The 25,313-nt window shown below is 67.0% G+C and carries 25 protein-coding genes; 15 read left to right on the top strand and 10 right to left on the bottom strand.

Features of this window, described 5'->3' with window-relative positions:
• Nucleotides 1-3 precede the first annotated feature (3 nt).
• Nucleotides 4-561, top strand: coding sequence for a hypothetical protein (locus B0E49_RS10380; RefSeq protein ID WP_077562127.1), 558 nt, complete (start codon nucleotides 4-6; stop codon nucleotides 559-561).
• 31 nt (nucleotides 562-592) lie between these two features.
• Here the strand turns inward: B0E49_RS10380 and B0E49_RS10375 are convergent, their stop codons facing one another.
• Nucleotides 593-1,501, bottom strand: a complete 909-nt coding sequence (locus B0E49_RS10375; protein ID WP_077562126.1) for a LysR family transcriptional regulator ArgP — start codon at nucleotides 1,499-1,501, stop codon at nucleotides 593-595.
• A 77-nt stretch (nucleotides 1,502-1,578) separates the two neighbouring features.
• Here B0E49_RS10375 and B0E49_RS10370 point away from each other — a divergent pair, with 77 nt between their 5' ends.
• The 3 genes from B0E49_RS10370 (at nucleotide 1,579) to B0E49_RS10360 (ending at nucleotide 5,077) form a co-directional block, all read left to right on the top strand.
• The gene (locus tag B0E49_RS10370) at nucleotides 1,579-2,916 is read left to right on the top strand and encodes a D-amino acid dehydrogenase (RefSeq protein ID WP_077562125.1); all 1,338 of its coding nucleotides are present in this window, start codon (nucleotides 1,579-1,581) and stop codon (nucleotides 2,914-2,916) included.
• Nucleotides 2,917-2,943: 27 nt separating this feature from the next.
• Nucleotides 2,944-4,341 carry a M20 family metallopeptidase gene (locus tag B0E49_RS10365; protein WP_077562124.1) on the top strand — a complete coding sequence of 466 codons (1,398 nt, stop codon included), beginning with the start codon at nucleotides 2,944-2,946 and terminating at the stop codon, nucleotides 4,339-4,341.
• A 100-nt stretch (nucleotides 4,342-4,441) separates the two neighbouring features.
• The gene (locus B0E49_RS10360) at nucleotides 4,442-5,077 is read left to right on the top strand and encodes a DNA-3-methyladenine glycosylase I (RefSeq protein WP_077562123.1); all 636 of its coding nucleotides are present in this window, start codon (nucleotides 4,442-4,444) and stop codon (nucleotides 5,075-5,077) included.
• Here B0E49_RS10360 and fahA read toward each other — a convergent pair.
• From fahA to B0E49_RS10340, 4 genes are read right to left on the bottom strand one after another with little or no spacing between them, the layout of a single operon-like run.
• Entirely contained in the window at nucleotides 5,061-6,353 is a 1,293-nt protein-coding gene (gene fahA / locus B0E49_RS10355; protein ID WP_077562122.1) for a fumarylacetoacetase, read from the bottom strand. The genes B0E49_RS10360 and fahA overlap by 17 nt on opposite strands.
• Nucleotides 6,350-7,711, bottom strand: a complete 1,362-nt coding sequence (gene hmgA, locus B0E49_RS10350) for a homogentisate 1,2-dioxygenase (protein WP_077562121.1) — start codon at nucleotides 7,709-7,711, stop codon at nucleotides 6,350-6,352. Before hmgA ends, fahA begins: the two co-directional genes overlap by 4 nt.
• 23 nt (nucleotides 7,712-7,734) lie before the next feature.
• Nucleotides 7,735-9,087 (bottom strand): MFS transporter, encoded by a 1,353-nt coding sequence (locus B0E49_RS10345; protein ID WP_077562120.1) that lies wholly within the window; start codon nucleotides 9,085-9,087, stop codon nucleotides 7,735-7,737.
• A gap of 60 nt (nucleotides 9,088-9,147) precedes the next feature.
• A complete protein-coding gene (locus B0E49_RS10340; protein WP_077562119.1) occupies nucleotides 9,148-9,705 on the bottom strand; it encodes a VOC family protein in 558 nt (185 codons plus the stop codon).
• Between the two features lie 144 nt (nucleotides 9,706-9,849).
• On the opposite strand from B0E49_RS10340, the gene B0E49_RS10335 reads away from it, so the two are divergent.
• Together B0E49_RS10335 and B0E49_RS10330 are read left to right on the top strand one after the other, a co-directional pair.
• Nucleotides 9,850-10,797: a LysR family transcriptional regulator gene (locus tag B0E49_RS10335; RefSeq protein WP_077562118.1), complete on the top strand. Its 948-nt coding sequence runs from the start codon at nucleotides 9,850-9,852 to the stop codon at nucleotides 10,795-10,797.
• Between the two features lie 99 nt (nucleotides 10,798-10,896).
• A complete protein-coding gene (locus B0E49_RS10330; RefSeq protein WP_077562117.1) occupies nucleotides 10,897-11,523 on the top strand; it encodes a glutathione S-transferase family protein in 627 nt (208 codons plus the stop codon).
• A 4-nt stretch (nucleotides 11,524-11,527) separates the two neighbouring features.
• On the opposite strand, the gene B0E49_RS10325 is transcribed toward B0E49_RS10330, so the two are convergent.
• Nucleotides 11,528-13,897, bottom strand: coding sequence for a xanthine dehydrogenase family protein molybdopterin-binding subunit (locus B0E49_RS10325; protein WP_077562116.1), 2,370 nt, complete (start codon nucleotides 13,895-13,897; stop codon nucleotides 11,528-11,530).
• Between the two features lie 124 nt (nucleotides 13,898-14,021).
• On the opposite strand from B0E49_RS10325, the gene B0E49_RS10320 reads away from it, so the two are divergent.
• A complete protein-coding gene (locus B0E49_RS10320) occupies nucleotides 14,022-14,444 on the top strand; it encodes a VOC family protein (RefSeq protein WP_077562115.1) in 423 nt (140 codons plus the stop codon).
• Nucleotides 14,445-14,456: 12 nt separating this feature from the next.
• Here B0E49_RS10320 and B0E49_RS10315 read toward each other — a convergent pair whose 3' ends face one another.
• On the bottom strand, nucleotides 14,457-15,917 hold the full coding sequence (locus B0E49_RS10315; protein WP_077562114.1) for a flavin-containing monooxygenase: 1,461 nt from the start codon (nucleotides 15,915-15,917) through the stop codon (nucleotides 14,457-14,459).
• Nucleotides 15,918-15,983: 66 nt separating this feature from the next.
• Between B0E49_RS10315 and B0E49_RS10310 the strand changes: the two genes are divergently transcribed.
• From B0E49_RS10310 to B0E49_RS10300, 3 genes are all read left to right on the top strand, one after another.
• Nucleotides 15,984-16,451, top strand: coding sequence for a MarR family winged helix-turn-helix transcriptional regulator (locus B0E49_RS10310; protein ID WP_077562113.1), 468 nt, complete (start codon nucleotides 15,984-15,986; stop codon nucleotides 16,449-16,451).
• Nucleotides 16,448-18,034 carry a DHA2 family efflux MFS transporter permease subunit gene (locus tag B0E49_RS10305; protein ID WP_077562112.1) on the top strand — a complete coding sequence of 529 codons (1,587 nt, stop codon included), beginning with the start codon at nucleotides 16,448-16,450 and terminating at the stop codon, nucleotides 18,032-18,034. Before B0E49_RS10310 ends, B0E49_RS10305 begins: the two co-directional genes overlap by 4 nt.
• Nucleotides 18,035-18,103: 69 nt before the next feature.
• Nucleotides 18,104-19,057: a VTT domain-containing protein gene (locus tag B0E49_RS10300; RefSeq protein WP_077562111.1), complete on the top strand. Its 954-nt coding sequence runs from the start codon at nucleotides 18,104-18,106 to the stop codon at nucleotides 19,055-19,057.
• A gap of 17 nt (nucleotides 19,058-19,074) precedes the next feature.
• Here the strand turns inward: B0E49_RS10300 and B0E49_RS10295 are convergent, their stop codons facing one another.
• From B0E49_RS10295 to B0E49_RS10285, 3 genes are read right to left on the bottom strand one after another with little or no spacing between them, the layout of a single operon-like run.
• On the bottom strand, nucleotides 19,075-20,331 hold the full coding sequence (locus tag B0E49_RS10295; protein ID WP_077562110.1) for an acyl-CoA dehydrogenase family protein: 1,257 nt from the start codon (nucleotides 20,329-20,331) through the stop codon (nucleotides 19,075-19,077).
• Between the two features lie 26 nt (nucleotides 20,332-20,357).
• The gene (locus tag B0E49_RS10290; RefSeq protein ID WP_077562109.1) at nucleotides 20,358-21,158 is read right to left on the bottom strand and encodes an alpha/beta fold hydrolase; all 801 of its coding nucleotides are present in this window, start codon (nucleotides 21,156-21,158) and stop codon (nucleotides 20,358-20,360) included.
• A complete protein-coding gene (locus B0E49_RS10285; RefSeq protein ID WP_077562108.1) occupies nucleotides 21,155-22,228 on the bottom strand; it encodes a 2,5-dihydroxypyridine 5,6-dioxygenase NicX family protein in 1,074 nt (357 codons plus the stop codon). Before B0E49_RS10285 ends, B0E49_RS10290 begins: the two co-directional genes overlap by 4 nt.
• 40 nt (nucleotides 22,229-22,268) lie before the next feature.
• On the opposite strand from B0E49_RS10285, the gene B0E49_RS10280 reads away from it, so the two are divergent.
• From B0E49_RS10280 to B0E49_RS10260, 5 genes are all read left to right on the top strand, one after another.
• A complete protein-coding gene (locus tag B0E49_RS10280; protein WP_077562107.1) occupies nucleotides 22,269-22,775 on the top strand; it encodes a flavin reductase family protein in 507 nt (168 codons plus the stop codon).
• Between the two features lie 88 nt (nucleotides 22,776-22,863).
• Nucleotides 22,864-23,283 (top strand): MarR family winged helix-turn-helix transcriptional regulator, encoded by a 420-nt coding sequence (locus B0E49_RS10275; RefSeq protein ID WP_077562106.1) that lies wholly within the window; start codon nucleotides 22,864-22,866, stop codon nucleotides 23,281-23,283.
• Nucleotides 23,280-23,774, top strand: coding sequence for a BON domain-containing protein (locus tag B0E49_RS10270; RefSeq protein WP_077562105.1), 495 nt, complete (start codon nucleotides 23,280-23,282; stop codon nucleotides 23,772-23,774). Before B0E49_RS10275 ends, B0E49_RS10270 begins: the two co-directional genes overlap by 4 nt.
• 14 nt (nucleotides 23,775-23,788) lie before the next feature.
• Nucleotides 23,789-24,688 (top strand): DMT family transporter, encoded by a 900-nt coding sequence (locus B0E49_RS10265; RefSeq protein WP_077562104.1) that lies wholly within the window; start codon nucleotides 23,789-23,791, stop codon nucleotides 24,686-24,688.
• A gap of 81 nt (nucleotides 24,689-24,769) precedes the next feature.
• The gene (locus B0E49_RS10260; protein ID WP_077562103.1) at nucleotides 24,770-25,312 is read left to right on the top strand and encodes a carboxymuconolactone decarboxylase family protein; all 543 of its coding nucleotides are present in this window, start codon (nucleotides 24,770-24,772) and stop codon (nucleotides 25,310-25,312) included.
• Nucleotide 25,313: the final 1 nt, after the last annotated feature.

The raw sequence follows: 25,313 nt of genomic DNA, 5'->3' as shown, positions 1-25,313 counted from the left end.
GCCATGAAAAAGGTTTGGGTGTATGGATTGGCGTGGGGAGCGGCGACGCTGCTCGCCCTGACCCTGGCCGTGGTCACGCCCAACGAAACCAATGTCATGGGGCGTTTGCCGTCACTGGTCGCGAATCGGCTGGGGCACAAACAGGAGCCGGTCAGCCTGCCCGAAGGCCTGCCCGCCGGGCGCACGCTGGCGCTGGTCGCGTTCCGGCATAACCAGAACGCGGAACTGGAGAGCTGGATCAACGGCCTGCAGTTGCGCAAGGACTCCTCCATCGCGTGGGTCCGCATGCCCGTGATCAACGACACGGGCGACCCGGCGCACCGCAGCGCGGTGGAAACCCGCCTGCTCTCGCGCTATCCCAGTGAGTCGGAGCGGGCCAGCCTGCTGCCGGTGTTCACCGACCGCGACGCCTTCGTGCGCGCCACCGGCATCACAGGCACGGATCAGGCGGTGGTGCTGGTGCTGGACCGCAATGGCGAGGTACTGGCGCGGGCGCAAGGGAAGTTCGACCCCGACAAGGCCCAGGCGCTGCTGGAAACCCTGCGCTCAAGTGCGCCGTAAGCGGGCATGGCAGCCCCAATTTCTCCAGCGATCAGGCCAGCGTCGCCGCGGCCGCTGCCGTGAGTGCGCTGGTCAGGGCATCCAGCACCTGTGATTCCAGATTCCAGCAATGCCAGTAGAGCTGGATCGGCAGCGCATGGCCGGGCGCCATGTTGACCAGCTCGCCCTGCGCCATCAGGTCCTGCACCAGCAGTTCCGGCAGCACGCTCACGCCCCAGCCGGCCCGCACGGCCCGCACCTGGCCTTCGGAGCTGGGCACGAACAACTGCTTCAGGGTGACGTGCTTGAGGCCGAGGGCCTTGGCCACAAACTCGCTTTGCATGTCATCCTTGCGATTGAACGCCACGAATCCCAGGTTGCCAAAGTTATGCGGCCCCAGGCCCTGCGGCGCCTGCGCTGCCGCATAGGCCGCCTGCGCCACCGCCACATAGCGCATGGCGCCCAGCGGCACCAGCCTGCAGCCGCGCAGCGCCGAGTCGAGCGTGGTGACGCAGCCGAGCACCTTGCCCTCGCGCAGCCATTCCTGCGTGAAATCCTGGTCGTCGGTGATGATCTCCATCGGCAGGCCCTGGCGCGCCAGCGCATCCAGCGCCGGCAGCGCCCAGGTGGCGATGCTGTCGGCATTGATGGCAATCGCGATGCGCTCCTCTTCGCGCGCGCCGCCTGCGTTGCCCGGTGCCAGCTCCTGCAGGTCGCGCTCCATGTCGGCGCGCAGCAGGCGCAGCTGGCGCGTGTGCTTGAGCAGCAACTGCCCGGCCGGCGTAGGGTGCAGCGGGCGGCTGCGCACGATCAGCACGGTGCCGACCTGGGCTTCGAGCGAGCGCAGGCGCTGCGACACGGCCGACTGCGTGATGCACAGGCGCTGGGCGGCGCGCTCGAAACCGCCCTCTTCCACGATCGCGGCCAGGCATTCGAGGGCGTCGGGGTCAAAGGTGTTCATGATTAGCGGTGCTGGTGTTTTCACTGGGCATTTAATTCTTCTTTTAATTACCGGCAACTTCCCGCAAACTGGGCAACATGAAAATTATCGTACTGGGTGCCGGCATTATCGGCGTGAGCACCGCCTGGCATCTGCTCGAGCGCGGCCACGAGGTCACCGTGGTGGAGCGCCAGGGCGACGCGGCGCTGGAGACCAGCTTCGCCAACGCGGGGCAGATTTCTGTCAGCTACTGCGAGCCCTGGGCCAGCCGGGATGCGCCGCTGAAGCTGCTCAAGTGGATGTTCAGGAACGACGCGCCGCTGCTGTTTCGCCCGCAACTGGACTGGCAGCAATGGCACTGGGGCCTGCGTTTTCTGAGCCAGTGCAACGACGCGGCGTTCGAGCGCAACGTGCAGCAAATCGTGGCGCTGGGTGCCTACAGCCACGCCGCCTTGAAGGATGTGGTGCGCACCACGGGCATCGAATACCATCGGCTGGAGCGCGGCATCGCGCACTACTTCACCGACCCCAAATCGCTTGACGGCGCAGCCACAGCCGCCGCGCTGATGCGCAAATTTGGCGTCGAGCGCCGGGTGGTGGACACGGCCGAGCTGCTGAGAATCGAGCCCGCCTTCAAGCCCTTCGCCTCACGCATCGTGGGCGCCACCTACACCGCCAGCGACGAGAGCGGTGACGCGCGCGTATTCACCCAGGCGCTGGCGCGGCACTGCGTGGCGCGCGGTGCGCAGTTCCTGTACGGGCACGACGTCGAGCACCTCGTCAAATCCGGTGACGCTATTGAATCGATAGCTGTACGTCCCTGCGGGGCGGGGGCTACAGCCTCAGAATCCATCAACCTGAAGGCCGACGCGGTGGTCGCTGCGTGCGGCTCGTACACCGCACCGCTGCTGCGCATCGTGGGCGTGGACCTGCCGATCTACCCCGGCAAGGGCTACAGCGCCACCTTCCAGATCCTGCAGCCGCAGCACGCGCCCACGGTCAGCACCATCGACGACGAGGTCAAATGCGCCTTCACCCGGCTTGGCGACCAGTTGCGCGTGGCCGGCACGATTGAATTGGGTGGCTACGACCTGTCGCTGGACACGCCGCTCGCCAGGGCCCGCTGCCGCATGCTGGCCGAGCGCGTCCGGGCCGTGCTGCCCGGCGTGTGCGACACGCGCAGCGCGAGCGAAGGCGGCGCGCCGCATTTCTGGGCCGGCCTGCGCCCCGCCACGCCGACCAACATCCCCTACATCGGCAAGACCAAAGTGCGCAGGCTGTGGGTCAACGCCGGCCACGGCACCCTGGGCTGGACGCACGGTGCGGGATCCGGCAAGGCGCTTGCCGAGCTGATCAGCGGCGAACAGCCAGGGATGGCGTTCGGGTTTTACGGGTTTGATGCGCCGCGCGGGCGCATGACGGCAACGCCGGCCTGAAGAGCGCACAAGTTGCGGACAACCATCATGACGCGTACACAAGCCATTGCGCAAGCCCGGCAGCAGTTCGATTCGGGCGCGTTCCGGCAAACGCTGGCGCGGCGCATCGCGATCCCGACCGAGAGCCAGAACCCGCAGCGCGGTGCCGTGCTGGCCGAGTACCTCGAAAGCGAAATGCGCCCCGCCTTCGAGGCCATGGGCTTTGCCTGCCAGACGCTGACGCACCCCAGGGCGCGTGCCCCCTTCCTGTTTGCCCGGCGCCTCGAAGACCCGGCCTTGCCGACGGTGTTCGGCTACGGCCACGGCGATGTGATCCGCGGACTTGAATCGGAATGGGCGCCGGGCCTGTCGCCCTGGACGCTCACTGAGGTCGATGGCCGCTGGTATGGCCGCGGCATCGCCGACAACAAGGGCCAGCACTCGGTCAACCTGCAGGCGCTGGCCAACGTGCTGCACACGCGCGGGCGTCTGGGCTTCAACGCCAAGTACCTGATCGAAATGGGCGAGGAAACCGGCTCGCCCGGCCTGCGCGAACTGTGCGAGGCCCACAAGGCCCTGTTCGCCGCGGACCTGCTCATAGCCTCCGACGGGCCGCGCCTGCGCGCCGAGCGCCCGACCGTGTTCCTGGGTTCGCGCGGCAGCATGAACTTCGACCTGAGCATCAACGCACGCGCGGGCGGCCACCACTCGGGCAACTGGGGCGGGCTGATCTCCAACCCGGGCATCCAGCTCGCGCATGCAATTGCCTGCATCGTCTCGGCCACCGGCCAGATCCGCATTCCCGAATGGGTGCCCACGGAAGTGCCGGACTCGGTGCGGCGCGCGCTGGCCGACTGCGAGGTCGATGGCGGCGCCGACGGCCCGGCGATCGAGCCGTGGTGGGGCGAGCCCGGCCTGTCGCCCGCCGAGCGCGTGTTCGGCTGGTGCTCGTTCGAGGTGCTGGCCTACAAGACCGGCAATCCCGAAACGCCGGTCAACGCCATTCCGCCGCGCGCCTGGGCGCGCTGCCAGCTGCGCTTTGTGGTGGGCCCGAACCCGGACCGCTTTGTGCCCGCGCTGCGCCGCCATCTGGACCGCCAGGGCTTCCCCATGGTGCAGATTTCCGCCCCGCCCGAGGACATGTTCCGCGCCACGCGCATCGATCCCGACGACGCCTGGGTGCGCTGGGCCGTGGCCTCGATCGCGCAGACCAGCGGCCAGAAGCCCGCGCTGCTGCCGAACCTGGGCGGCTCGCTGCCCAACGACATCTTCACCGACGTGCTGGGCCTGCGCACGGTCTGGGTGCCGCACTCCTACCCCGGCTGCGCGCAGCACGCGCCCAACGAACACCTGCCGCCCGCGCTCTTGCGCGAGGCCCTGTGCATCATGACCGGCCTGTACTGGGACCTCGGCGCGGGCCAGACGCCCAAGGAGAAAGCGACTTGAGCCCTGATCAACGCCATGCCAAGCCGACGCCGTCACCCAAGCTCTTTCACTACAAAATTGATAGCTGTATGTGCACGACCCATAGGGGCTACAGGCCGATATGACTGATGTCCAGGGACTTTTTGCCGACGACGCCGGCACCACGCGCTGTGCCTGGTGCCAGGCCACGCCGCTGTACCGGCACTACCACGATCACGAATGGGGCTGGCCTGTGGCCGACGACCGCCGGCTGTTCGAAAAGCTGTGCCTGGAGGGCTTCCAGGCCGGCCTGTCCTGGCTAACCATTTTGAACAAACGCGAGGCGTTCCGGCGTGCCTTCGCCGAGTTCGACGCCGAGCGGGTCGCGGCCTTTGACGAGAGCGATGTCCAGCGCCTGCTGGGCGACGCCGGCATCGTGCGCCACGCCGGCAAGATCCGCTCCACGATCAACAACGCCCGGCGCATGCTCGAACTGCGTGCGGAATTCGGCTCTCTCGCGGCCTATGTCTGGCGCTTCGAGCCCGAGCCGGCCGGCCGGCCCGAACGCCTCACGCACGAGGCGGTCAAGGCGATGCCGACCTCGCCCGCGTCGCACGCGCTGTCCAGGGACCTGCGCAAGCGCGGCTGGAGCTTTGTCGGTCCGACCACGATGTACGCCTTCATGCAGGCCATGGGGCTGGTCAACGACCACCTTGAAGGCTGCCATGCGCGCGAGGCGGCGCTGGCTGCGAGAGCAGAGTTCAAGCGGCCGGTGTAGCAACGGCGGGCAGCACGGTGCCGGCGCATTCCCCGAGCCCGATGCGCACGGCGCCCGCGCGCTCGCAGTAACCGCGCAGCGTGAGCGTGTCGCCGTCCTCCAGGAAAGTGTGGCTCTCGCCATTGGGCAGCGTGATCTGGTTCTTGCCGCCCAGCGTGAGTTCAAGCAGCGAGCCCGCCTCGTCCGGCTTCGGGCCCGAGAGCGTACCCGAGCCAAGCAGGTCGCCCGGCTGCAGGTTGCAGCCGTTCACAGTGTGGTGGGTGACGAGTTGCGCGGCTGTCCAGTAGGCCGCCTGCTTGCTCAGGCCGCGCGTCAGGCGCACGGAGCCCTGGCCAGCGGCGCGCATTTGGGCGGTCTGCAGCCAGACTTCCAGCACCACGTCGAGCCCCCCGGCTTCGCGGTCGGCCGCTGAATCCAGGTACGGCAGCGGCTGCGGATCGCCGGCGTCGCGCGCATAGGCGGCGCTGCGGAACGGTGCCAGCGCTTCCATGGTCACGATCCAGGGCGAGACCGTGGAGGCGAAGTTCTTCGCCAGGAAGGGGCCGAGCGGCTGGTATTCCCAGGCCTGCAGGTCGCGCGCGGACCAGTCGTTGAACAGCGTCACGCCAAACAGGTGCTGCTCGGCCTCCTGGATCGGGATCGGCTCGCCAAGCGCGTTGCCGCGGCCGATGAAGTAGCCCAGTTCCAGTTCGTAGTCCAGCCGCTTGCTGGGGCCGAAGCTGGGCACCGCGGCATCGGGCGCCTTGGTCTGGCCCTGTGGGCGCTTGAAGTGCTGGCCGCTCACGCCGATCGACGAGGCGCGGCCGTGGTAGCCGATCGGCACCCACTTGTAGTTGGGCATCAGCGGGTTGTCGGGGCGGAACAGCTTGCCGACCGTGGTGGCGTGATGGATGCCGGTGTAGAAGTCGGTGTAGTCGCCGATGTGGCAGGGCACGGCCATCTCGAGCGCCGATTGCGCGAGCAAGGCGCCCTGCCAGGCCCCCTGCTGGCCGCTGCCTTCGGCCAGGCCGGCGGAGATCGCGGCGCGCAACGCCTGGCGATCCAACGGGCTCGCGGCCATCAGCGCGTTCATGTCATCGGTGTGGATCAGGCCGGTGCTGCGCAGATCCAGCACCTGGTCGCCGATCGCGACGCCGATGCGCAGGGCAGCACCGCTGCCCGCGGTGCGAAAGCGCCCGAACGGCAGGTTCTGAATGGGGAAGTCGCAGCCGCCCTGGTTGGCCGAAGCGACCCAGCTGCGCAGTTTCGGGTCGTGGGTTTGGTTGAGGGTGTTCATGGCTTGAACCTGTCTTTGAGGCCGGCCCAGCAGTCGGCATAGTCGGTGTCGAGCGCCGGGCTTTGCAGCGCCCAGGCGGTGGGAACGAGACGGTAGCGGCTCTCGAACATGAAGGCCAGCGTGTTGTCCAGCTTTTGCGGCTTCAGGTCGGCATGGCTGGCCCGCTCGAAGGCTTCCTCGTCGGGGCCGTGCGGCACCATGCCGTTGTGCAGGGACGCGCCCCCGGGCTTGAAGCCGCCGGGTTTGGCGTCGTACTCGCCGTAGACCAGGCCCATGAACTCGCTCATCAGGTTGCGGTGGTACCAGGGCGGACGGAAGGTGTCTTCCATCACCAGCCAGCGCGGCGGAAAGATGACGAAGTCGCAGTTGGCGGTGCCAGGCGTGTCGCTGGGCGAGGTGAGGACGGTGAAGATCGACGGGTCGGGGTGGTCGAAGCTGATCGAGCCGATGGTCATGAAATTGGCGGTGTCGTACTTCAGCGGCGCGAGGTTGCCGTGCCAGGCGACGACGTTGAAGGGCGAGTGCTTCATCGGCGCGGACCAGAAGCGGCCGCCGAATTTCTTCACGAGCTCGTACGCGCCGGGGCTGTCTTCGTAGGCGGCCACGGGGGCCTGGAAGTCGCGCGCGCTGGCCAGGCCGTTGGAGCCGATGGGGCCGAGTTCGGGCAGACGGAACTGGGCGCCGTAGTTCTCGCAGACATAGCCGCGCGAGGGGCCCTGGCCCGCATCGGAGTCCGGCAAGGCCACCTTGAACACCACGCCGCGCGGCACCAGCGCGATCTCGCCGGGTTTGATGTCGAGCACGCCCATCTCGGTGGTGAGGAGCAGGCGGCCCTGCTGCGGCACGATGAGCAGCTCGCCATCGGCGTTGACGAAGGCGCGCCGCTGCATGGACCGGTTGGCGCGATAGACCAGCGAGCCGATGCCGGCCTGCGCTTGGGCATCGCCGTTGGCGGCGAGCGTGCACATGCCGTCGACAAAATCCGCCCCAGCCGTTTCAGCGCCATCGAGCGGGATCGGGTGCCAGCGCAGCGGCTCGGGCGGCAGCGCGATGGCGCGGTCGGCGCCGGTGCTCCAGCCGGTTTGCGCATAGGGCTGGTAGCGACCCGACACCACCGAGGGCTGGCGCCGGTACAGCCACGAGCGCCGGTTCTCGTGGCGCGGCGCGGTGAAGGCGGTGCCGGAAATCAGCTCGGGGTACAGGTCCAGCGGTGCGCGCTGCGGGCTGTTGCGCCCCCGCGGCAACGCGCCGGCCACGGCTTCGCTGGCGTGCTCGTTGCCGAAGCCGGCCTGGTAGTGCAGATCGGACCCGGCTGGCAGGGCGGCCGCCAGTTGTGATTTTTCCTTAAGCGCAGTCATTTTTCACCTCCAAAAAGCAGACCTCAGTGTCCCACCGCGGCCGCCGCCAGGTTGGGGCTGGTGCGCGTTTCGCGGCTCATCAGCCACAACATCAGGGCTGAGATCACGGCAGGCGCGGCAACCGCAAAAAAGATACTGGCGGTCGACCACTGGTATTGGATCAATATCCCGCCGAGAACCGGGCCGACGATCGAGCCGAAGCGGCCGATTCCCAGGCTCCAGCCGACGCCGGTAGAGCGCTCCGCGGTCGGGTAATAGGTGGCCGCGAGCGCGTTCACCGCGGGCTGGCCGCCGATGATGCAAAAGCCGGTGATCGTCACCACCATGAACAGCACCGCCAGCGAGACGCCCGGCTGCCCGATCAGCGCGATGGTGACTGCGGCGACCAGGAAGCACGGCACCAATACGCGGTAGAAGCCGATACGATCGATGGCTGGCCCCATCAACACCGTTCCCAACACGCCACCGGCCTGCAGTGCGGTGCCCACCAGCACGGCGCTGGTGGTGGACAGTCCAGAACTGGCGGCGATCGTCGGCAGCCAGTTCGACAGGAAGTAGAGATTGAGCAGGTTCATGAAGTTGACGACCCACAGCAGCAGGGTGGCCTTGGCCCGGCCGTGCCGGAACAACTCCCCGACGGGTGTGCCTTTGCCCTTGGGCTCGGGCACCACATATTCGGTATCGCGGTCGATGCGCACGCTCGGGTCGATCTTCTTCAGGCACGCCCCGACACGATCCAGTTGCTTGCCGCGCAAAACGAGGAACTGCAGCGACTCGGGCATGCGCAGGTACATCAGCGCCGCCATGATGAGCGGAAAGATCCCGCCGACCCAGAACACGGAGCGCCAGCCGAACGCCGAGATCAGGGCGGCAGAGACCAGCCCGCCGAGCACGGCGCCGAGCGTGAAGCCGCAGGAAACCAGCATCATCAGCGTGACGCGCCGGTGCTTGGGACTGTATTCACCGGCCAGCGCCATCGCGTTGGGCATGATGGCGCCCAGACCCAGGCCGGCAATGAAGCGCAGGATCTCGAGCTCCCTGATGCTGGTGGCGTGCGCCGTCCAGATCATGAACACCGCAAAGAACACGGAGGCCCAGATCAGCACCGGGCGGCGCCCGATCCTGTCGGCCAGCACGCTCAAGGCCAGCGACCCCACCAACATGCCCAGCAGGCCGGCGCCGAATACCGGCCCGAGCATGGCCTTGTTGACGCCCCACTCCTTGATGATCACCGGCGCCACGTAGCCCATGGCCTGCACGTCGAAGCCGTCCATCACCACCGTCAGGCCGACCAGGATGAGAATCCATTTCTGGAAGCCGCCGACCTTGTTCGCATCGATCACCGCGGGGATGTCGATGGTCCTGCTTATGCTCATGAGAGATCTCCTGTGTGCCACAAGAAAGGGCGCTTGCACGCGTAGCTCTGGTGGCCCGTGCTACGCGGCAACGGCTTCACTCGCAAGGTCGTAGCTTCCATCGTGCATCCAGGCGGCATGTTTGGGCGCCTTCTTGGTTTTCGACCATTCCTCGAGCATCTCCCACTTCACCGCGTCGAGCTTGCGCTGCATCCCGGGCGTGGCGGTGTCGGCCACGAGTTCGAGCCGGTGGCCGTTCGGGTCGAAGAAATAGATCGACTTGAAGATGGTGTGGTCCGTCACACCGAGCACCTTGATGCCGTTGGCCTCGAGCTGGGCCTTGGCCTCGAGCAGGTGCGCCTCGCTCTCGACTTTGAACGAGATATGCTGCACCCAGGCCGGCGTGTTGGGATCGCGGCCCATAGGCGGCGAGTTGGGGATTTCGAAAAATGCCAGCACGTTGCCGCCGCCGGCGTCCAGAAACGGGTGCATGTACGGATCGGACGCCTTGGTCGACGGTACCTGATCCTCGGCGATCGCGAGGATAAGCTTCATGTTCAAGTTTTTAGCGTACCACTCGACGGTTTCCCTGGCGTCGTTGCAGCGGTAGGCGACGTGATGAATTCTCATGATCTGCATGGCTTTTCTCCGGTTGACAGGGTTGATGGAAGTGTCCAGCGCCCCGGCCGTTCGCAGCGTGACGGGCAATGGATGAACTTGATTAAAGCGTCGCCGCATTCATAATACAAACGGGATTTGTTGATGCATTTATGAGACTTTCCAATGAATGTGACGCTTCGACAATTGCGCGCCTTCGCGGCCGTCGCCCGCAGTGGCAGCTTCACGCTGGCAGCCGAGAGCCTCTTCGTCACGCAATCGGCGCTGAGCGGACTCATCAAGGAGCTGGAGCAGGCGCTCGGGCTGCGCGTGATCGACCGCAGTACGCGCAAGACCCGTCTGTCAGAGGTCGGACGCGATCTCTATCCGCTGGTGGACAAGATCATTCACGATCTCGATGGTGTTCTTGATGACGTCACCCATCTCAAGTCACTCAGAACGGGGATGGTGCGTGTTGCTGCGCCGCAGTTGATGGCGTCCACCCTGATCCCGGAAGCGATGGCGGCGTACACGGCACAACATCCGAACATCCGCATCAAGCTGGTGGACTGCGCGGTGGAAACTGTCATGTCACGGGTTTTTTCAGGGGAGGTCGATTTCGGCATCGGGCCCGAACGCGACCCGAACTCGGACATCACGGCGACGCCCCTGTTTGAAGCGCCGTTCATGGCGGTATTTCCGCCCGGGCATCCACTGGGCCTGCTGCCCGAGATTCGCTGGGGCGATCTGATGCGTTTCCCTGTTGTTTCCCTGCAAGGGCAGTTCACCGACCGGCTCGCGATCGATCTGGGCGCCGCGGCGTACGGCCCGAAACTGATGCCCGCCAACGAGGTGGCCTTCATGTCGACAGCGCTGAGCATGGTGAACGCCGGGCTCGGTATCACCATCTGCATCCCGTACGCGGCGTCTCTGGTGCGCCTGTACAAGCTGGAGATGCGCGCCTTGGGAGATCCGGTGGTCAGTCGTTGCTTCTTTATCTTCAGCCGCAAAGAGCAATCGCTATCGCCGGCCGCCACGAGCTTCATGGACTTTTTGTTCCGGCATGTCGCCGCGCACGACGACATTGCGCGGTGGGCTGTCGCCGCCAGGCCGCCGGTTCGCGCTGGCGTTTGAGGGGCGCCTTGCCACGGAGCGCCAAGGTTCATAATTCGCGCTCTGCCGCGTGCCGGGTCAACCGCGTCGGTCTCGTCACCCCCACTCCAGGAGCGCTCCATGATCGTCGTCCATCACCTCAACGATTCGCGCTCGCAGCGCGTACTCTGGCTGCTTGAAGAGCTCGGCGTGCCCTACGAGATCCGGCGCTACCAGCGCAACACCCAGACCCGGCTGGCACCGCCCGAACTCACGGCCGTGCATCCGCTGGGCAAGTCGCCGGTGATCACCGACGACGGGCAGACCATCATCGAATCCGGCGCGATCGTCGACTACCTGATCCGCCGCCATGGCGGCGGGCGCCTGCAGCCGGCGCCGCAAACGCATGACTACGACGCCTACCAGCAGTGGCTGCACTACGCGGAAGGCTCGGCCATGCTGCCGCTGATGCTCAAGCTGTACGTCTCGCGGCTCGGTGACGCCGGTGCGCCTTTGTTTCCGCGCATCGAGAGCGAAATCGCCAACCACCTGGGTTACGTCAATCAATCCCTGCAGGGCCGCGACTGGCTGGTGGGCAGCGACCTGACGGGTGCCGACATCCAGATGAGCTTTGTCGGAGAAGTGGCGGGCAGTCGCGGCAACCGCGAGAACTTTCCGCACATCCAAGCGTGGGTTGAACGTTTCCAGGCCCGGCCCGCCTACCGCCGCGCCATCGAGCGCGGCGGGCCTTACGCGCACGCGCGCTGAACGCTCAGCCAGCCGCCTGCAGGGACTGCCATATCTTTGATGCAGTCAGCGGCATCTGCAGGCCCGGCGCCTGGCTCGCGTGACCACCGCGCGCCAGCGCATCGGCCACGGCGTTGACCACGCTGGGCGCGGCGCCGATGGTGCCGAGTTCGCCCACGCCCTTGACGCCCAGCGCGTTGTTCAGGCAGGGCGAGGATTCGTCCAACTCATGCCGGAAGGCAGGCACGTCGTCGGCACGCGGCGCGCAATAGTCCATCAGGCTGCCGGTCACGAGCTGGCCGGTCTCGCGGTCGTACACCATGTGCTCGTGCAGCGCCTGGCCGATGCCCTGCACCGCGCCGCCGTCGAGCTGGCCGCGCACGATCATCGGGTTGACCACGCGCCCCACATCGTTCACGGAGGCATAGGCCACCACGGCGACCACGCCAGTTTGCGGATCGATTTCGACCTCGCTCACGTGGCAGCCATTCGGCCAGGTCGGCCCGGCCACGCTGCTGGTGGAGTCCATGAAGATGCGCTGCTCGGGTTGCCGCGCGGCCAGTGCAAACAGGTCGATGCTGAGGTCCGTGCCGGCGACCTTGAAGGTGCCGTTGGCGTATTGAATGTCTTCGGCCGCGGCTTCCAGCTCCTTGGCCGCCAGTTGTTTGGCTTTCTCGATGGTGCGGTCCGCACCCACGCGCATGGCCGAGCCGCCGGTGAACAGCGAGCGCGAGCCGGCGCTGCCGAAACCGTCGCCGCGGTCGGTGTCGCCCAGCACCACCCGCACCCTGTCGATCGACACACCGAACGCATCGACCACCAGCTGCGCCAGCGAGGTGGCGATGCCCTGGCCCATCGCATTCACGGCCGAATACACCTCGATGATGCCGTCCGCCTGCACCGACACGGTCACGCGCTCCTCGAACACATTGCCGCCGGTCCACTCCAGAAAGGTCGAGATCCCCAGGCCGCGCAGCTTGCCGCGCGCTTTCGAATCGGCGGCACGCGCCGCGAAGCCGTTCCAGTCGGCCAGCGCCAGGCCCTGATTCATAACGTGCTCGAACTTGCCCGTGTCATAGGTCTGGTTCATCGGGTTCTTGTACGGCATCTGCTCGGGCCGGATGAAGTTGCGCCGGCGCAGTTCCACGCGGTCGATGCCGGTCTGGCGCGCGGCCTCGTCCATCAGGCGCTCCATGATGAAGATCGCCTCGGGCCGGCCCGCGCCACGGTAAGCACCGGTCGGCGCGGTGTTGGTCAGCACCGCCTTGAAGTCGAAGTCGATGGTCTGGATGTCGTACACGCTGGTCTGCACCCAGGGTCCGATCAGCAGCTGGATGGCCACACCCACACCCGTGGCGTAGGCACCCACGTTGGCCAGCGAGGCGATGCGCAAGGCCAGGATTTTGCCGTGCTCGTCGAGCGCCAGCTCGGTGTGGCTCTGCACATCGCGGCCGTGCGCGCTGGAGAGGAATTCCTCGCTGCGCTCGGCCGCCCATTTCACCGCACACTGCAGCGTGCGGGCGCTGTAGGCCGCCACCACGTCTTCGGGATAAGCGCCGGTTTTCATGCCAAAGCCGCCGCCCACGTCGCCCACCAGCACGCGCACCTGCTCGTGCGGCAGACCAAGCGCGTCGCTGATCGTGTCGCGCGCCCCCGAGGGCATCTGGGTGCTCAGGTGGATCGTCAGGCGCCCGCTGGCTTTGTCAAAGCTGGCCAGTACGGTGCGCGGCTCCAGCGTGAGTGCGGCCACGCGCTGGTTCGTCACGTCCAGCGCCACCACGTGCGCCGCCTTGGCAAAAGCGGCCGCCGTGGCCTTCGCGTCGCCGTGGCGCATTTCGGCGGAGATGTTGTCGGGCGCCGCATCGCACAGCACCGGCGCGCCGGGCGCCGTGGCATCCGCCAGGTCCACCACCATGGGCAGCTCCTCAAAGTCGACGACGATGGCCTCGGCCGCGTCGCGCGCCTGCTTGAGGGTTTGCGCCACCACCGCAGCAACCGCCTCGCCGACAAAGCGCACGCGCTCATGTGCCAGCGCGCGCCGCGGCGGCGTGGCGCCGGCCGAGCCGTCGGCGCGCACGAAACCGGCGACACCGGGAATCGGCTTGACGCCCGCGGCCACCAGGTCCGCGCCGGTCAGCACCTGCAGCACGCCCGGCATGCCCTGCGCCGCCGCCACGTCGGTAGAGACGATGCGCGCATGCGGATACGGCGAGCGCACAAAGCACAGGTACGCCTGGTTGGCAGGCATCAGATCGTCGGCATAGCGGCCCTTGCCGGTCAGCAGGCCTTCGTCTTCGAGCCGGCGCACGGCTTGCCCGCTGCCAAAGCGCGTGGGATGGGTGTCGTTATTCACGGTAGACGTCCTTGTGTGTTGTGGTTCGTGGTGGAGCGGCATGGACCTCGCAGGTGCGCACAACCCCGGAAACGGCAAGGAGCCACTATAGACGTTGTCCGCAAAATCCGCCGACGCGCTAAACTGGCCCGATCGCTCACGTCTAGCCCTGCCGTCTGGAGAAGAAATGTCCCCCTTGTATCCGTTTCACCTGGCCTTCCCGGTTACTTCGCTGGCTGCGGCCCGCGCCTTTTATGGCGACCTGCTGGGCTGCCCCGAAGGGCGATCCTCGGACGACTGGGTTGATTTCGATTTCCATGGCCACCAGATCGTGGCGCATCTGTCGCCTTCCGAGGCTGGCCATCACAACACCAGCGCGGTGGACGGCGACAACGTGCCGGTGCGCCACTTCGGCCTGGTGCTGCCGATGACCGAATGGCATGCGTTGGCCGACAAGCTGCGCGCGGCCGGCACCCGCTTTGTGATCGAGCCGCACGTGCGCTTCAAGGGCCAGGTGGGCGAACAGGCCACCATGTTCTTTCTGGACCCGTGCGGTAATGCCATTGAATTCAAGGCCTTTGCCGATCCGTCGCAGCTGTTTGCCAAATAGGCGGGCCCCGCCTCAGCGCGGCGCGCTCTCGTAGTGCGCCGGATCGAACCGGCGCGTCTGGCGCCAATACTCCCAGGTGAAGCCGGGCCACAGCGTGTCGATGCGTCCGTCGGCGTTCTGGTACCAGCTATGGCAGCCCGACGACCAGACCGTCGTTTTCATTTTCTGCTGCGTCGCGGCGTAGTTGTCGGCCTGAATTTCGGGGCGCAGGCGCAGCGTGGTCTGGCCGCGCTGGCGCAGGCTGCGCAGTGCGCCCACGATGTAGTTCAGCTGCGCCTCGATCATGAAGATGATGGAGTTGTGGCCCAGCCCGGTATTGGGGCCGACCAGCATGAAGAGGTTGGGAAAATCTGCCACCGTGATACCGAGCCGGGTGGCCGCCGGCTGCGCGCGCCAGCGCTCGGAGAGCTCTTCGCCCCGCTCGCCGTGAATGCGCAAGGGCGTGATGAATTCGGTGGCCCGAAAGCCGGTGCCCCAGATGATCACGTCGCACGGATGCAGCCTGCCGTCGCTGCTGACCACTCCCTGCGGCGTCACGCGCGCCACCGCCTGGGTTACCAGGCTCACGTTGGGCTGCTGTAGCGTACGGAACCAGGTATTCGAGAACAGCAGGCGCTTGCAGCCGGGGTTGAAGTCCGGCGTGAGGGCGGCGCGCAGCGCGGCGTCCCTGACCTGGCGGCGCAGGTGCTGCAGCGCGAGCCGGCGCAGCAGGGCCTGCATCCGGGCCGATCCCAGAAAGCCCATGCCGATCCATTCGTTGAACCAGTAGATGCGCCAGCGCACCAGTGTTTGCAGCCCCGGCACATGGGCGTACAGCCAGCGCCGCAACGGGCCGTAGGGCCGGTCCCGGCGCGGCAGCACCCAGCCGGGCGTGCGCTGGAACACCGTGAGGTGCGCGGCATCAGGCGCGATCTCGGGCACGACCTGCACCGCGCTGGCGCCGGTGCCGACCACGGCGATGCGCTTGCCCCGCAGGCTCACGTCGTGGCGCCACTGGCTCGTGTGGAATGCCGGGCCGTCGAACGTGTCCAGCCCCGGCACGCTGGGCAGCAGCGGTTTGTTGAGCGGGCCGGTGGCCACGATGACGTGGCGCGCCTGCAGCATGGGCCGGCCCGCCCGTTCGATCTGCCAGTGCTGCGCGCCAGCGTCCCAGCGCAGCGCGCCGACCTCGTGGCCGAAGCGGATCACCGCGTCCAGCCCGTATTGCTTCACCACGCGCCGGAGATAGGCCTGAATCTCGGCTTGCTGCGAGTAGGGCCGCGTCCAGCCGCGGTTCGGCTCGAACGAGAGCGAGTACAGATGCGAGGGCACGTCGCAGGCGCAGCCCGGATAGGTGTTGTCGCGCCAGGTGCCGCCCACCTCGCTTGCGCGCTCGAGCACCACCAGCGAGGCGACGCCCGCCGCGCGCAGCCGGATTGCGGCGCACAGGCCGCCGATGCCGGCGCCGATGATGGCCACTTCTATCGTGCTCATGCCACAAGGCTAGCATGCCGCGGCCGTCAGCACCATTTCATAAGCCTATTTATAATCAACCCACTTATGAAAAGAGACTTCAGCCAGCGCTTCGGCTTCCTGGTCAACGACGTGGCCAAGCTTTACGGGGAACAGTTCGACCGGCTGGCGCGCGAGCGCATCGGCCTGTCGCGTGCGCAGTGCCGCCTGCTCGGCGCGCTGGCGATGCACGGCGATGAGGCGCCGATGTCGCAAATCGAGCTGGCGCACCGGCTCGGCCTGAGCGCGATGGGCGTGGCCGGGCTGTGCGACCGCATGGCCGCGGCCGGCTGGATCCGCCGCCAGCCCAGCGCGACCGACCGCCGCGTCAACGAAGTGCACCTGGAGCCTCGTGCCCAGGAAGCGCTCGGTGCCGCGCTGAGCATCGGCGACACGCTGAACACGCGCGTGCTCGCCGCGCTCACGCCGGCCGAACGCGCGCAGCTGCTGGCCCTGCTCGGCAAGGCCCGCAGCGGCCTGGTGAACCTGTCGACGAACGAGGAGGCGCCGGCATGAGTGCCGTCAGCATCCCCGGCGCCGCAGGCGCACCGACCCACGCCGGCGTGCCGCACCGCCGCATGATCACCCTGTCGATCATGCTGGCGACCATCATGCAGGCGCTCGACACCACGATCGCCAACGTCGCGCTGCCGCACATGCAGGGCAGCCTGCAGGCCTCGCAGGACCAGATCATGTGGGTGCTCACCTCCTATATCGTGGCCTCCGCGATCACGCTGCCGCTGACCGGCTGGCTGTGCGGCCAATGGGGCCGGCGCAAGGTGTTCCTCATCTCGGTGATCGGGTTCACGGTCGCGTCAGCGCTGTGTGGCCTGTCGACCTCGCTCGTGGGCATCGTGCTCGCGCGCTTGCTGCAGGGCGTGTTCGGTGCGGCGCTGGTGCCGCTGTCGCAGGCCGTGCTGCTCGACATCAACCCGCGCGAGAAGGTCGGCCAGGCCATGGCGATCTGGGGCGCCGGCATCATGGTGGGTCCGATCCTGGGCCCACTGCTCGGCGGCTGGCTGACCGAAAGCTACAACTGGCGGTGGGTGTTCTTCATCAACCTGCCGGTCGGCCTGTTTGCGCTGTGGGGCATTGCCCGCTACCTGCCCGAGAGCCGGCCCGGACGCGAGCGGCTGGACATCTTCGGCTTCGCCACGCTGTCGCTGGCCATCGGCATGCTGCAGCTGTTCCTCGACCGGGGCCAGCAGCTCGACTGGTTCGACTCCTGGGAGATCAAGCTGGAGGCAGCCGCTGCGCTCGTCGCCTTCGCCTTTTTCGTGGTGCACACCTGGACCGCGCAGGGCGTGTCGTTCTTCGACCGCAACCTGCTGAAGGACCGCAATTTTCTCACCGGTCTGCTGTTCGCGTTCATCGTCGGCATGATCCTGTACGGCACCATGGCGCTGCTGCCCAACCTGCTGCAAAGCCTGATGGACTACCCGGTGGTCTACACCGGCGAGGTGACGGCGCCGCGCGGCGTCGGCACCATGCTGGCGATGATCGTGGTGGGGCGGCTGGTGCACCGCATCGACGTGCGCGCGATCATGGCGGTCGGCTTCGGACTCACGGCGTTCGCGCTGTGGCAGATGACGCACCTGACGATGCAGATGGACGCCAACCTGATCATCGTCTCGGGCTTTATCCAGGGGCTGGGCATCGGCTTCACCTTCGTGCCGCTGTCCACCGCGACCTTCGCCACGCTGGCGCCGGTGCTGCGGCATCAGGGCACGCCCATCTACAGCCTGCTGCGCAACATCGGCTCAAGCGTCGGCATCTCGATCGTGCAGGCCCTTTTGACGCGCGGCGCGAGCACCGCGCACGCGCAACTGGCGGCGACCGTCGTGCCCGGCAACCCCGGCCTCGTGAACCTGCCCTCGATGCTGGACCCGGCCACAACCACGGGACTGGCGATCCTGAACGCCGAGGTCACGCGCCAGGGCACGCTGATCGCCTACATCAACGACTTCAGCATCATGACGGTCCTGACACTGGCCGCCATCCCGCTGCTGCTGGTCATGAGCAGCCCGCGCCACGCGGCGGCGGCGGCTGGCGCGATCGATGCGGACGAGGCCGCGGCCGCGGTCGAAGTACCGCACTGAGTGCTGCCTCTGCGCCGAGCCGCCAACCCCCGCATAATCCCGGACGCAATTGAAGGATAAATAGTATCCATGGACATCACGCCGATCATCCAGGCCATCCAGCAGCACGCGGAGTGGGTCGTGTTCGTCAGCGTGCTGATGCAGCAAGTGGGCCTGCCGGTCCCGGCGGTGCCGACACTGCTGGTCGCCGGCAGCCTTGCCGCCTCCTCCGGTCAGGCCATGCAAATGCTCGCGGCGGCCGTGCTGGCGTCGGTGCTCGCCGACGGCGTCTGGTTCCTGGCCGGGCGCGCCTTTGGCTATCGCATCCTGTCGGGCTTGTGCCGGTTGTCCATCAATCCGGGCTCCTGCGTGTCGGAAACGGAGGCGCGCTTCATGCGCTGGGGCGTGTGGTCGCTGGTGATCGCCAAGTTCGTTCCCGGGTTCTCCACGGTGGCGCCGCCCATCGCCGGCTCGCTGCGCATGCCGCTGCCGAGCTTTCTCGCGGCGGCGGGCCTGGGCGCGGCACTGTGGGCCGGGCTCGCGATTCTTGTCGGGTGGTGGTGGCGTGCGCAGGTGGAAATCGCCATCAACGCCATGAGCAGTCACGGCGCGAGCCTCGTCGCCGTGATCGCGCTCGCCCTGGCGGCCTGGCTGCTCTGGAAGCTGTGGCAGAAGTACCGTTTTGGGCAAATGCAGACCATCCCGCACATCACCCCATCGGAGCTGGTGGCGGCGCTGGCCTCGGACGCGCCGCCGTTGCTGCTCGACTTTCGTGGCGCCGCCATGATCGCCCAGACGGGGCCCCTGGCCGGCGCCGCGCAGGCCAGCCTGGACGATTTACCCCAGGCCGTCAGCCATTGGGCCAAGGGCCGTGACATCGTGACCCTGTGCGCCTGCCCCGGAGACGCCACGGCGGTGCGCGCGGCGCATGGTCTGCGCAAGCTCGGCTACACCTCGGTGCGCCCGCTCAAGGGCGGCTACGACTCCTGGGTCCGGCACCTGGAGCTACAGACGGGCGCCCTGACACCCGCCGCAACGCCATAACGCCCGCCTTAGCGCCGTCACTCGTCGCGCTCGCCCGCCTCGTACAGGGTTTCGCGCCCCATGCGGTCGAGGATCAGCTCGGCGGTCCAGGGCAGCATCAGCGCGCCGCAGCGGCTGTCGCGGTACAGGCGCTCCAGCGGCAGGTGCTTCATCATGCTCTGGCCACCGCAGGTGCGCAGCGCGAGACGCGCGATGTCGTTGGCGCCTTCCATCACGCTGTAGTGCGCGGCGTACAGGCGCAGCTTCTCGTCCTTGCTCGGGTTCGGTTTGGCCTCGGCAATGGCGCGCGTGAACAGGCTGCGCATGGACTCCAGCTGGATGCGCATCTGCGCCACGGCGATCTGCTTGGTCGGGTACTGGCGGCGCTTCACGGGCGGCTCGCCGGGCACCTCGCCGCGCAGATAGCGTACCGTGAAGTCGTAGGCCGCGTTGGCGATGCCCAGGTAGGTGGGCGACAGCGTGAAGAACATGGCCGGCCAGGTCTGTGCGCCCTTGAAGTAAATGCCGCGCGGCATGAGCTGCTCGTCGTCGCCCACGAACACGTCCTTGAACGTGAGGTTGCGGCTGACCGTGCCGCGCATGCCCAGCGGGTTCCAGTCGCCGCTGATGGAAAAGCCCCCGGCCGTGGCGGGCACCGAGATGTACAGCGTGTCGTGCGCGTCGGGGTGCTGGTCCCCTTTGTCTTCCGTGCACAGCACGCCGTAGTAGTTCGCCGCGCCCGACAGGCTCGCGAAGATTTTCTTGCCGTTGATCAGCCAGCCGCCCTCGACCTTGCGCGCCGTGGTGCCGAACGGTGCGCGCCCGGCCGCGGCCGCCGAGCCTTCCGAGAACGGCTGTGCGTAGATCGCCCCCTCGTTTACGACGCGCGCAAAGTGCAGATCACGCCGGCGCCCATGCTCCGCGCGCTGCGTCTCGGTCATCTGAATGCCGTCGGCCAGCACGCCGGTCCACAGGGTCGAGCAGATGTGCATGTTCCAGGTGAGCGCGGTGGCGCCGCAAAAGCGCCCGATCTCGGCCGCCACCATCATGTAGGTGGCGTAGTCCGCGCCCAGGCCGCCATGCGCTTCGGGGATGCACAGGCCCAGCAGGCCGGTCTCGCGCAAGTCGTCGTAATTGGCAAACGGGAAGCTCGCCGACTCATCCCACTGCGGCGCGCGCGCCGCGAACTTGTCGCGGCCCAGCGCGTGCGCCAGCGTCAGCAGCGTGCGCTGCTGGGCGGTAAAGGGCAGGTCGCCCACGGCCGGCGTGAAAGACAGGCTTGCTACAACGTTCATAGCTGACAGTTCCGGCCCCATAAGGGCTAGTGAAGGTTTTTATGTGAACTCGCGAGAAAGTCGAGCACCAGCGCATCGAACTCGTCGGGAGCTTCGAGGTTCTGCAGGTGGCCGACGCCCGCCAGCTCGGCGTAGCGGCTGCCGGCAATCTGGCCGGCCATTTTTTTCATCACGGCGGGCGGCGCGTTCTTGTCAAACTCGCCGGCCACCAAGAGCGTGGGCACATGGATGTTCGGCAGGTTCGCCTTGCGGTCGAACGTGACCAGCGCCTGCAGCGCGCGCCGGTAGGTGGCGGGGCTGACCTGCGCCATGCAGTGCTTGGCCAGCTTCACGCCTTCGGGCAGCGAGCCCGGGCCGATCATCTGCGGCACCAGAGAATCGGCCATCTCGGCCATGCTCTGGCCGGCATCCAGCGGGGCCGTGCGTTGCGCCACGAAATCACGCTGCCAGTCGCCATCGGGCTTGCCGAACGCGGGCGAGGTGCCGCACAGGATCAGCCGGTTCACGAGTTCGGGCCGGCGCGCCAGCACCTCCTGTGCCACCATGCCGCCCATGCTGTGGCCCAAAAGAATCACGCTCGCGGATTTTTGTCCGTGCATCAGGCCTTCGATCAGCACGATGCAGCTTTGCGCCAGCCCCTTGAAGGTGTAGGGCTCGATTGGCGCGCTGTGGCCGTAGCCGGGCATGTCCCAGGCCACGGCACGGTAGCCCGCCGCGGCGAAGGTTTCCACCTGCGGCGCAAAGGCCAGGTTGCCGCCGCCGATGCCGTGCAGCATGAGGATGGTGGGGCCGGCGCCCAGCGTGGCGAAGGTCGGTATCGGGGTCATGCCACCACTTGTCCCTGATCGATCACGATGGCGCCATCCAGCACAACGGTGCAGTGGCGCAGGGGCAGGTCGAAATGCCCCTGCGTATAGCGCCCGGCCACCTCGTTGGCGCCGGTGCTGTAGAGAAAATTGCCGGCAAAGGCGCGCAGCTCGGTGCCGTTGAAGTCGCGCTTGTCGTACAGCGCCATGCTGTCCCAGCGCGCGGCCGGGTTCAGGCCGTAGCCGACGTGGCTCACGGCATACGCGTCCCGGTCGCCTTCTTTCGAGGACCACGCTGCGATGTAGCTGCGCATCAGCTCGGCATCCACGCCCGCGCCTTCGATCTTCGTCACGTAGTCGTTCTCAATCGTCAGCGTGATGGGGCGCTCGATGTAGCGCTTGAAGGTCAGATTCACGTCGCCCTCGGCCAGTACCAGACACCCGTTGACGCTGCCCGCGGCCGGAAACGCCAGCGCCAGCCCACCCGGCCAGTGCGTCAGCGTGCCGGGCCGGGTGGTGCTGCCCCAGTTGCCGCCGACCACCGCCTTGCCATGCGCGCCCTGCAGCGCGATGCTCAGGTCGGTGCCCGCGGCGGAAGTCACGTGCATCGTGCGCGCGGCGCGCAGGCGCTTGACGTGGTCTTTGACCCGCGCCTCGGTCGCCTCGTCCGGCAGCAGCCGCACCAGCGCCTCGGGATGTTCGTTGCTGACGTAGACGATGCGCGGCTGCTGGCCGCCCACACCCTGCAGAATGGCCGGCAGCTCGCTCGCGTGCATCAGGCCCTCGACCGTGCAGTCCACCACCAGCGTGCTGCCCGCCAGCGCCGCGATCACGGGCGCTATGTTTTGAATAGCGTTAGATGCCCCCGTGGAGCGGGCTACAGGTTGTTTTGATTCAAATACGCTGGGCAGCACGAGGGTGAAGCTGCGCGCACCGAGCCGCGCCGCCGCGAGCCGCGCCAGCTCGGGCAGCACCGGGCGGCTCTGGCTTTCGCAGAGAATGGCCACGGTATCGCCGCTCTGCAGCGCGCAGCGGCGCAGCACCGCCTCGAAGGCATCGATCCAGGCGGGCTCGGTTCGCTGTTGCAACATGGCAGTCCATTATTCATGAATTTTCATGTAAATTCCAACCATGGCACCGCGCAAAGCCTCTCCGCCCAATTTTTCCCAGCGTGAATTCCGTGCCTCGCTGAGCATGTTCGCCACCGGCGTGACCATCGTCACCGCGCGCACCGCCACGGGCGAGCTGTTGGGGCTGACGGCCAACTCGTTCAATTCGGTGTCGCTGCAGCCGCCGCTGGTGCTGTGGAGCCTGGCCCGCACCGCAGGTGCCATGGCCGTGCTGACCCACGCAACGCACTACGCCATCAACATCCTCGCCGCCGACCAGAAAATCCTGGCCGAACGTTTTTCGAGCAAGGGCGTGGACCGCTGGGCCGGCGTCACCTTCACCGAGGGCGTCGGCGGCACGCCGGTGCTGACGGGCGCGGCGGCCACCTTCGAGTGCTTCAACCGCAGCCGCTACGAAGAAGGCGACCACGTCATTTTCGTCGGCGAGGTGGAGCATTGCACGCACCGTGCGGGCGCCTCGCCGCTGCTGTTTCACGGTGCCCGGTACTACACCGAGCACCCGCTATAAATATGGCCCCCACGCTCGGCACTGACGTGTCCTCGCTGCCCCCGGAGGGGGCCTTCGCGCCTGGGGGCGGCCCGTCGGCGCTCAAGCCATGACGGCGCGGCGCTTTGTCGACGGCTACCTGGGCTACCTGCTGGGCCAGGCCAATCACGCCGTGTACAAGGATTTCGACCGCGAGGTGCGCGCGGCGGGCCTGAGTTCGATCGAGTGGCGCGTGCTCGCCACGCTGCACGACAGTGTGCCGCTGGCGGTGAGCCAGCTGGCGCTGGAAGTGCTGAGCAAGCAGCCCACCGTGACCAAGCTGGTGCAGCGCATGAGCGAGCAGGGCTGGCTCCGGCTCGCGGTCGATCCGGGCGACCAGCGCCGCACGCTGGTGGCCATCACGGCCGCCGGTCAGGCCATGGTCAAGCCCCTGATTGACAAGGCAAAACAGCATGAAGCCCAGGCGCTGCGTGCACTGAGCGCTACCGAAACCGTAGCACTCAAGAAACTGCTGGGGAAACTGGCATGAAAGCCGCACCGGCCCTGCTCTGGCTGCTCGGCGCATGGGCCGGCCTGGCGCAAGCGCAGGCGCCGCCCGAGAAGAAGAACTGGTTCAACGATCCGTTTTTTCAAATCTCGTCGGGCCTGGCCGCCTGTCCAGTGCCTGAAGGGCCGCTGCTCACGCAGGACGAGGCGCGCGCCGTGGAACACTGGCGCGTCGAACGCGGCACCAGCTGCTTCCAGGCCGGCAAGTGCCGGCTGCCCAATTCCTACCTCTACGACAAGGGCCTGGCAGCGCCGGTCGCCGCCGCGCTGGCCGCCGTGCCCGGCGTGCAGACCGGCAGCGTCTGGGTCACCATCCAGCGGCGCTGGGTGTTCCTGCAAGGCTGCGTGACGACGCCGGAGCAGGTCACGGCGCTTGAGCAGGCCGCCCAGGCCGTGCCCGACGTCGAAATCGTCGTGCCCATGCTGATGCTCGGCACCAGCGGCAAACCGCGCTACGACGTGCGCCAACCCTGACACCCTCATCCCTCATGACCTCACGCAAAACACATCTCGACACCCTCGCCATTGCCCTGCTGCTCGGCTGCTGCGTGTTCTGGGGTTTTCAGCAGGTGCTGCTCAAGGCCACGCTGCCCGAGGTGCCCCCGGTGTTTCAGGCCGGCATCCGTTTCGTCGGCGCCACTGCCCTGTTGTGGCTGTGGTGCGTGGCGCGCGGCATCAAGCTGTTCGACAGCGATGGCACCCTGCAGGCGGGGCTGGTGGCAGGGGTGCTGTTTGCCGCGGAGTTCGCCTGCATCTACATCGGGCTGCAGTTCACCACCGCATCGCGGCTCACGGTGTTCCTTTACACCTCGCCGTTCTGGGTCGCCGCGCTGGTGCCGATCTGGGCTCGCGCCGAAAGAATGCGGCCCGCGCAATGGCTCGGCATGGCGTGCGCCTTCGCCGCGGTGGTCTTTGCCTTCGAGGAAGGACTGGGCGCCGGCACCCCCGACACGTGGCTGGGCGACCTGCTCGGACTTGCGGCCGGCATGATGTGGGGCCTCACGACCGTGGTGATCCGCACCACCTCGCTGATCAGGGTGTCGGCCGAAAAAATGCTGTTCTACCAGGTCGCCGTCAGCGCGCTGGCGCTGCCCTTTTTGTCGCTGGCGCTGGGCGAACCCTGGGTCTGGCACTTCAGCGCATTCGCCATCACCTCGCTGGCCGTGCAAACCGTGATTGGCGCGTTCGTCAGCTATCTGGCCTGGATGTGGATGCTCGGGCGTTACCCGGCCACCAAGATCTCGGTGTTCGTGTTTCTCACCCCCCTGTTTGCGCTGCTGTTTGGCGCGCTCTGGCTGAAAGAGCCGGTGACTCTCAATTTGATAGCGGCCCTGGTATTGGTGGCGGGGGGAATCGTGCTGGTAAGCCGCAGGCCTGAAAAGGCATAAGCATATTTCTTTATATTATTTTTGGATTAAAAGCAAAACCAATATATTAGATACATCATTAACTCCTTAGAAGAGCCCTCCATGAGTCGCCTCGCCATCCAGACGGCGGAATCAGCGCCCGCAGAAGCCAGGGAACGCCTGGTCAATGCTGAAAAGAACAACGGGTTCCTGCCCAACCTTCTCGGCGTACTGGCGAATGCGCCAACGGCGCTCGAGACCTATCAGGTGGTTAGCGCGATCAACGCGCGCAACGGGCTGTCGGCTACCGAGCGTGAAGTGATCCAGATCACGGCGGCGACGCGCAACGGCTGCGGCTTTTGCGTCGCCGGTCATACGGCCATTGCGCGCAAAAAACTGGCGCTGCCCGAAGAGGTGATTGTGGCGCTGCGCAACACGCAAGCCTTGCGCGACCCCAAGCTGAACGCGCTCGCGCTGTTCACGCTGGCGGTGCTGGAGCAAAAGGGGCGCGTCTCGGACGCCGAACTGGGCGCGTTTTTGAAGGCCGGCTACAGCCAGGCCAGCGTGCTGGAAGTGGTGCTCGGCGTGAGCCTGGCGACCTTGTGCAACTACGCCAACAACCTGGCGCAAACCCCCATCAATCAGGAGCTGCAGGCGTTTGCCTAGG

This window comes from Polaromonas sp. C04, from assembly GCF_002002705.1.
Lineage (GTDB): Bacteria > Pseudomonadota > Gammaproteobacteria > Burkholderiales > Burkholderiaceae_C > Rhodoferax_A.
The sequence above is the reverse complement of the archived record's forward strand: the minus strand, read 5'-3'. Positions and strand labels throughout refer to the sequence as shown.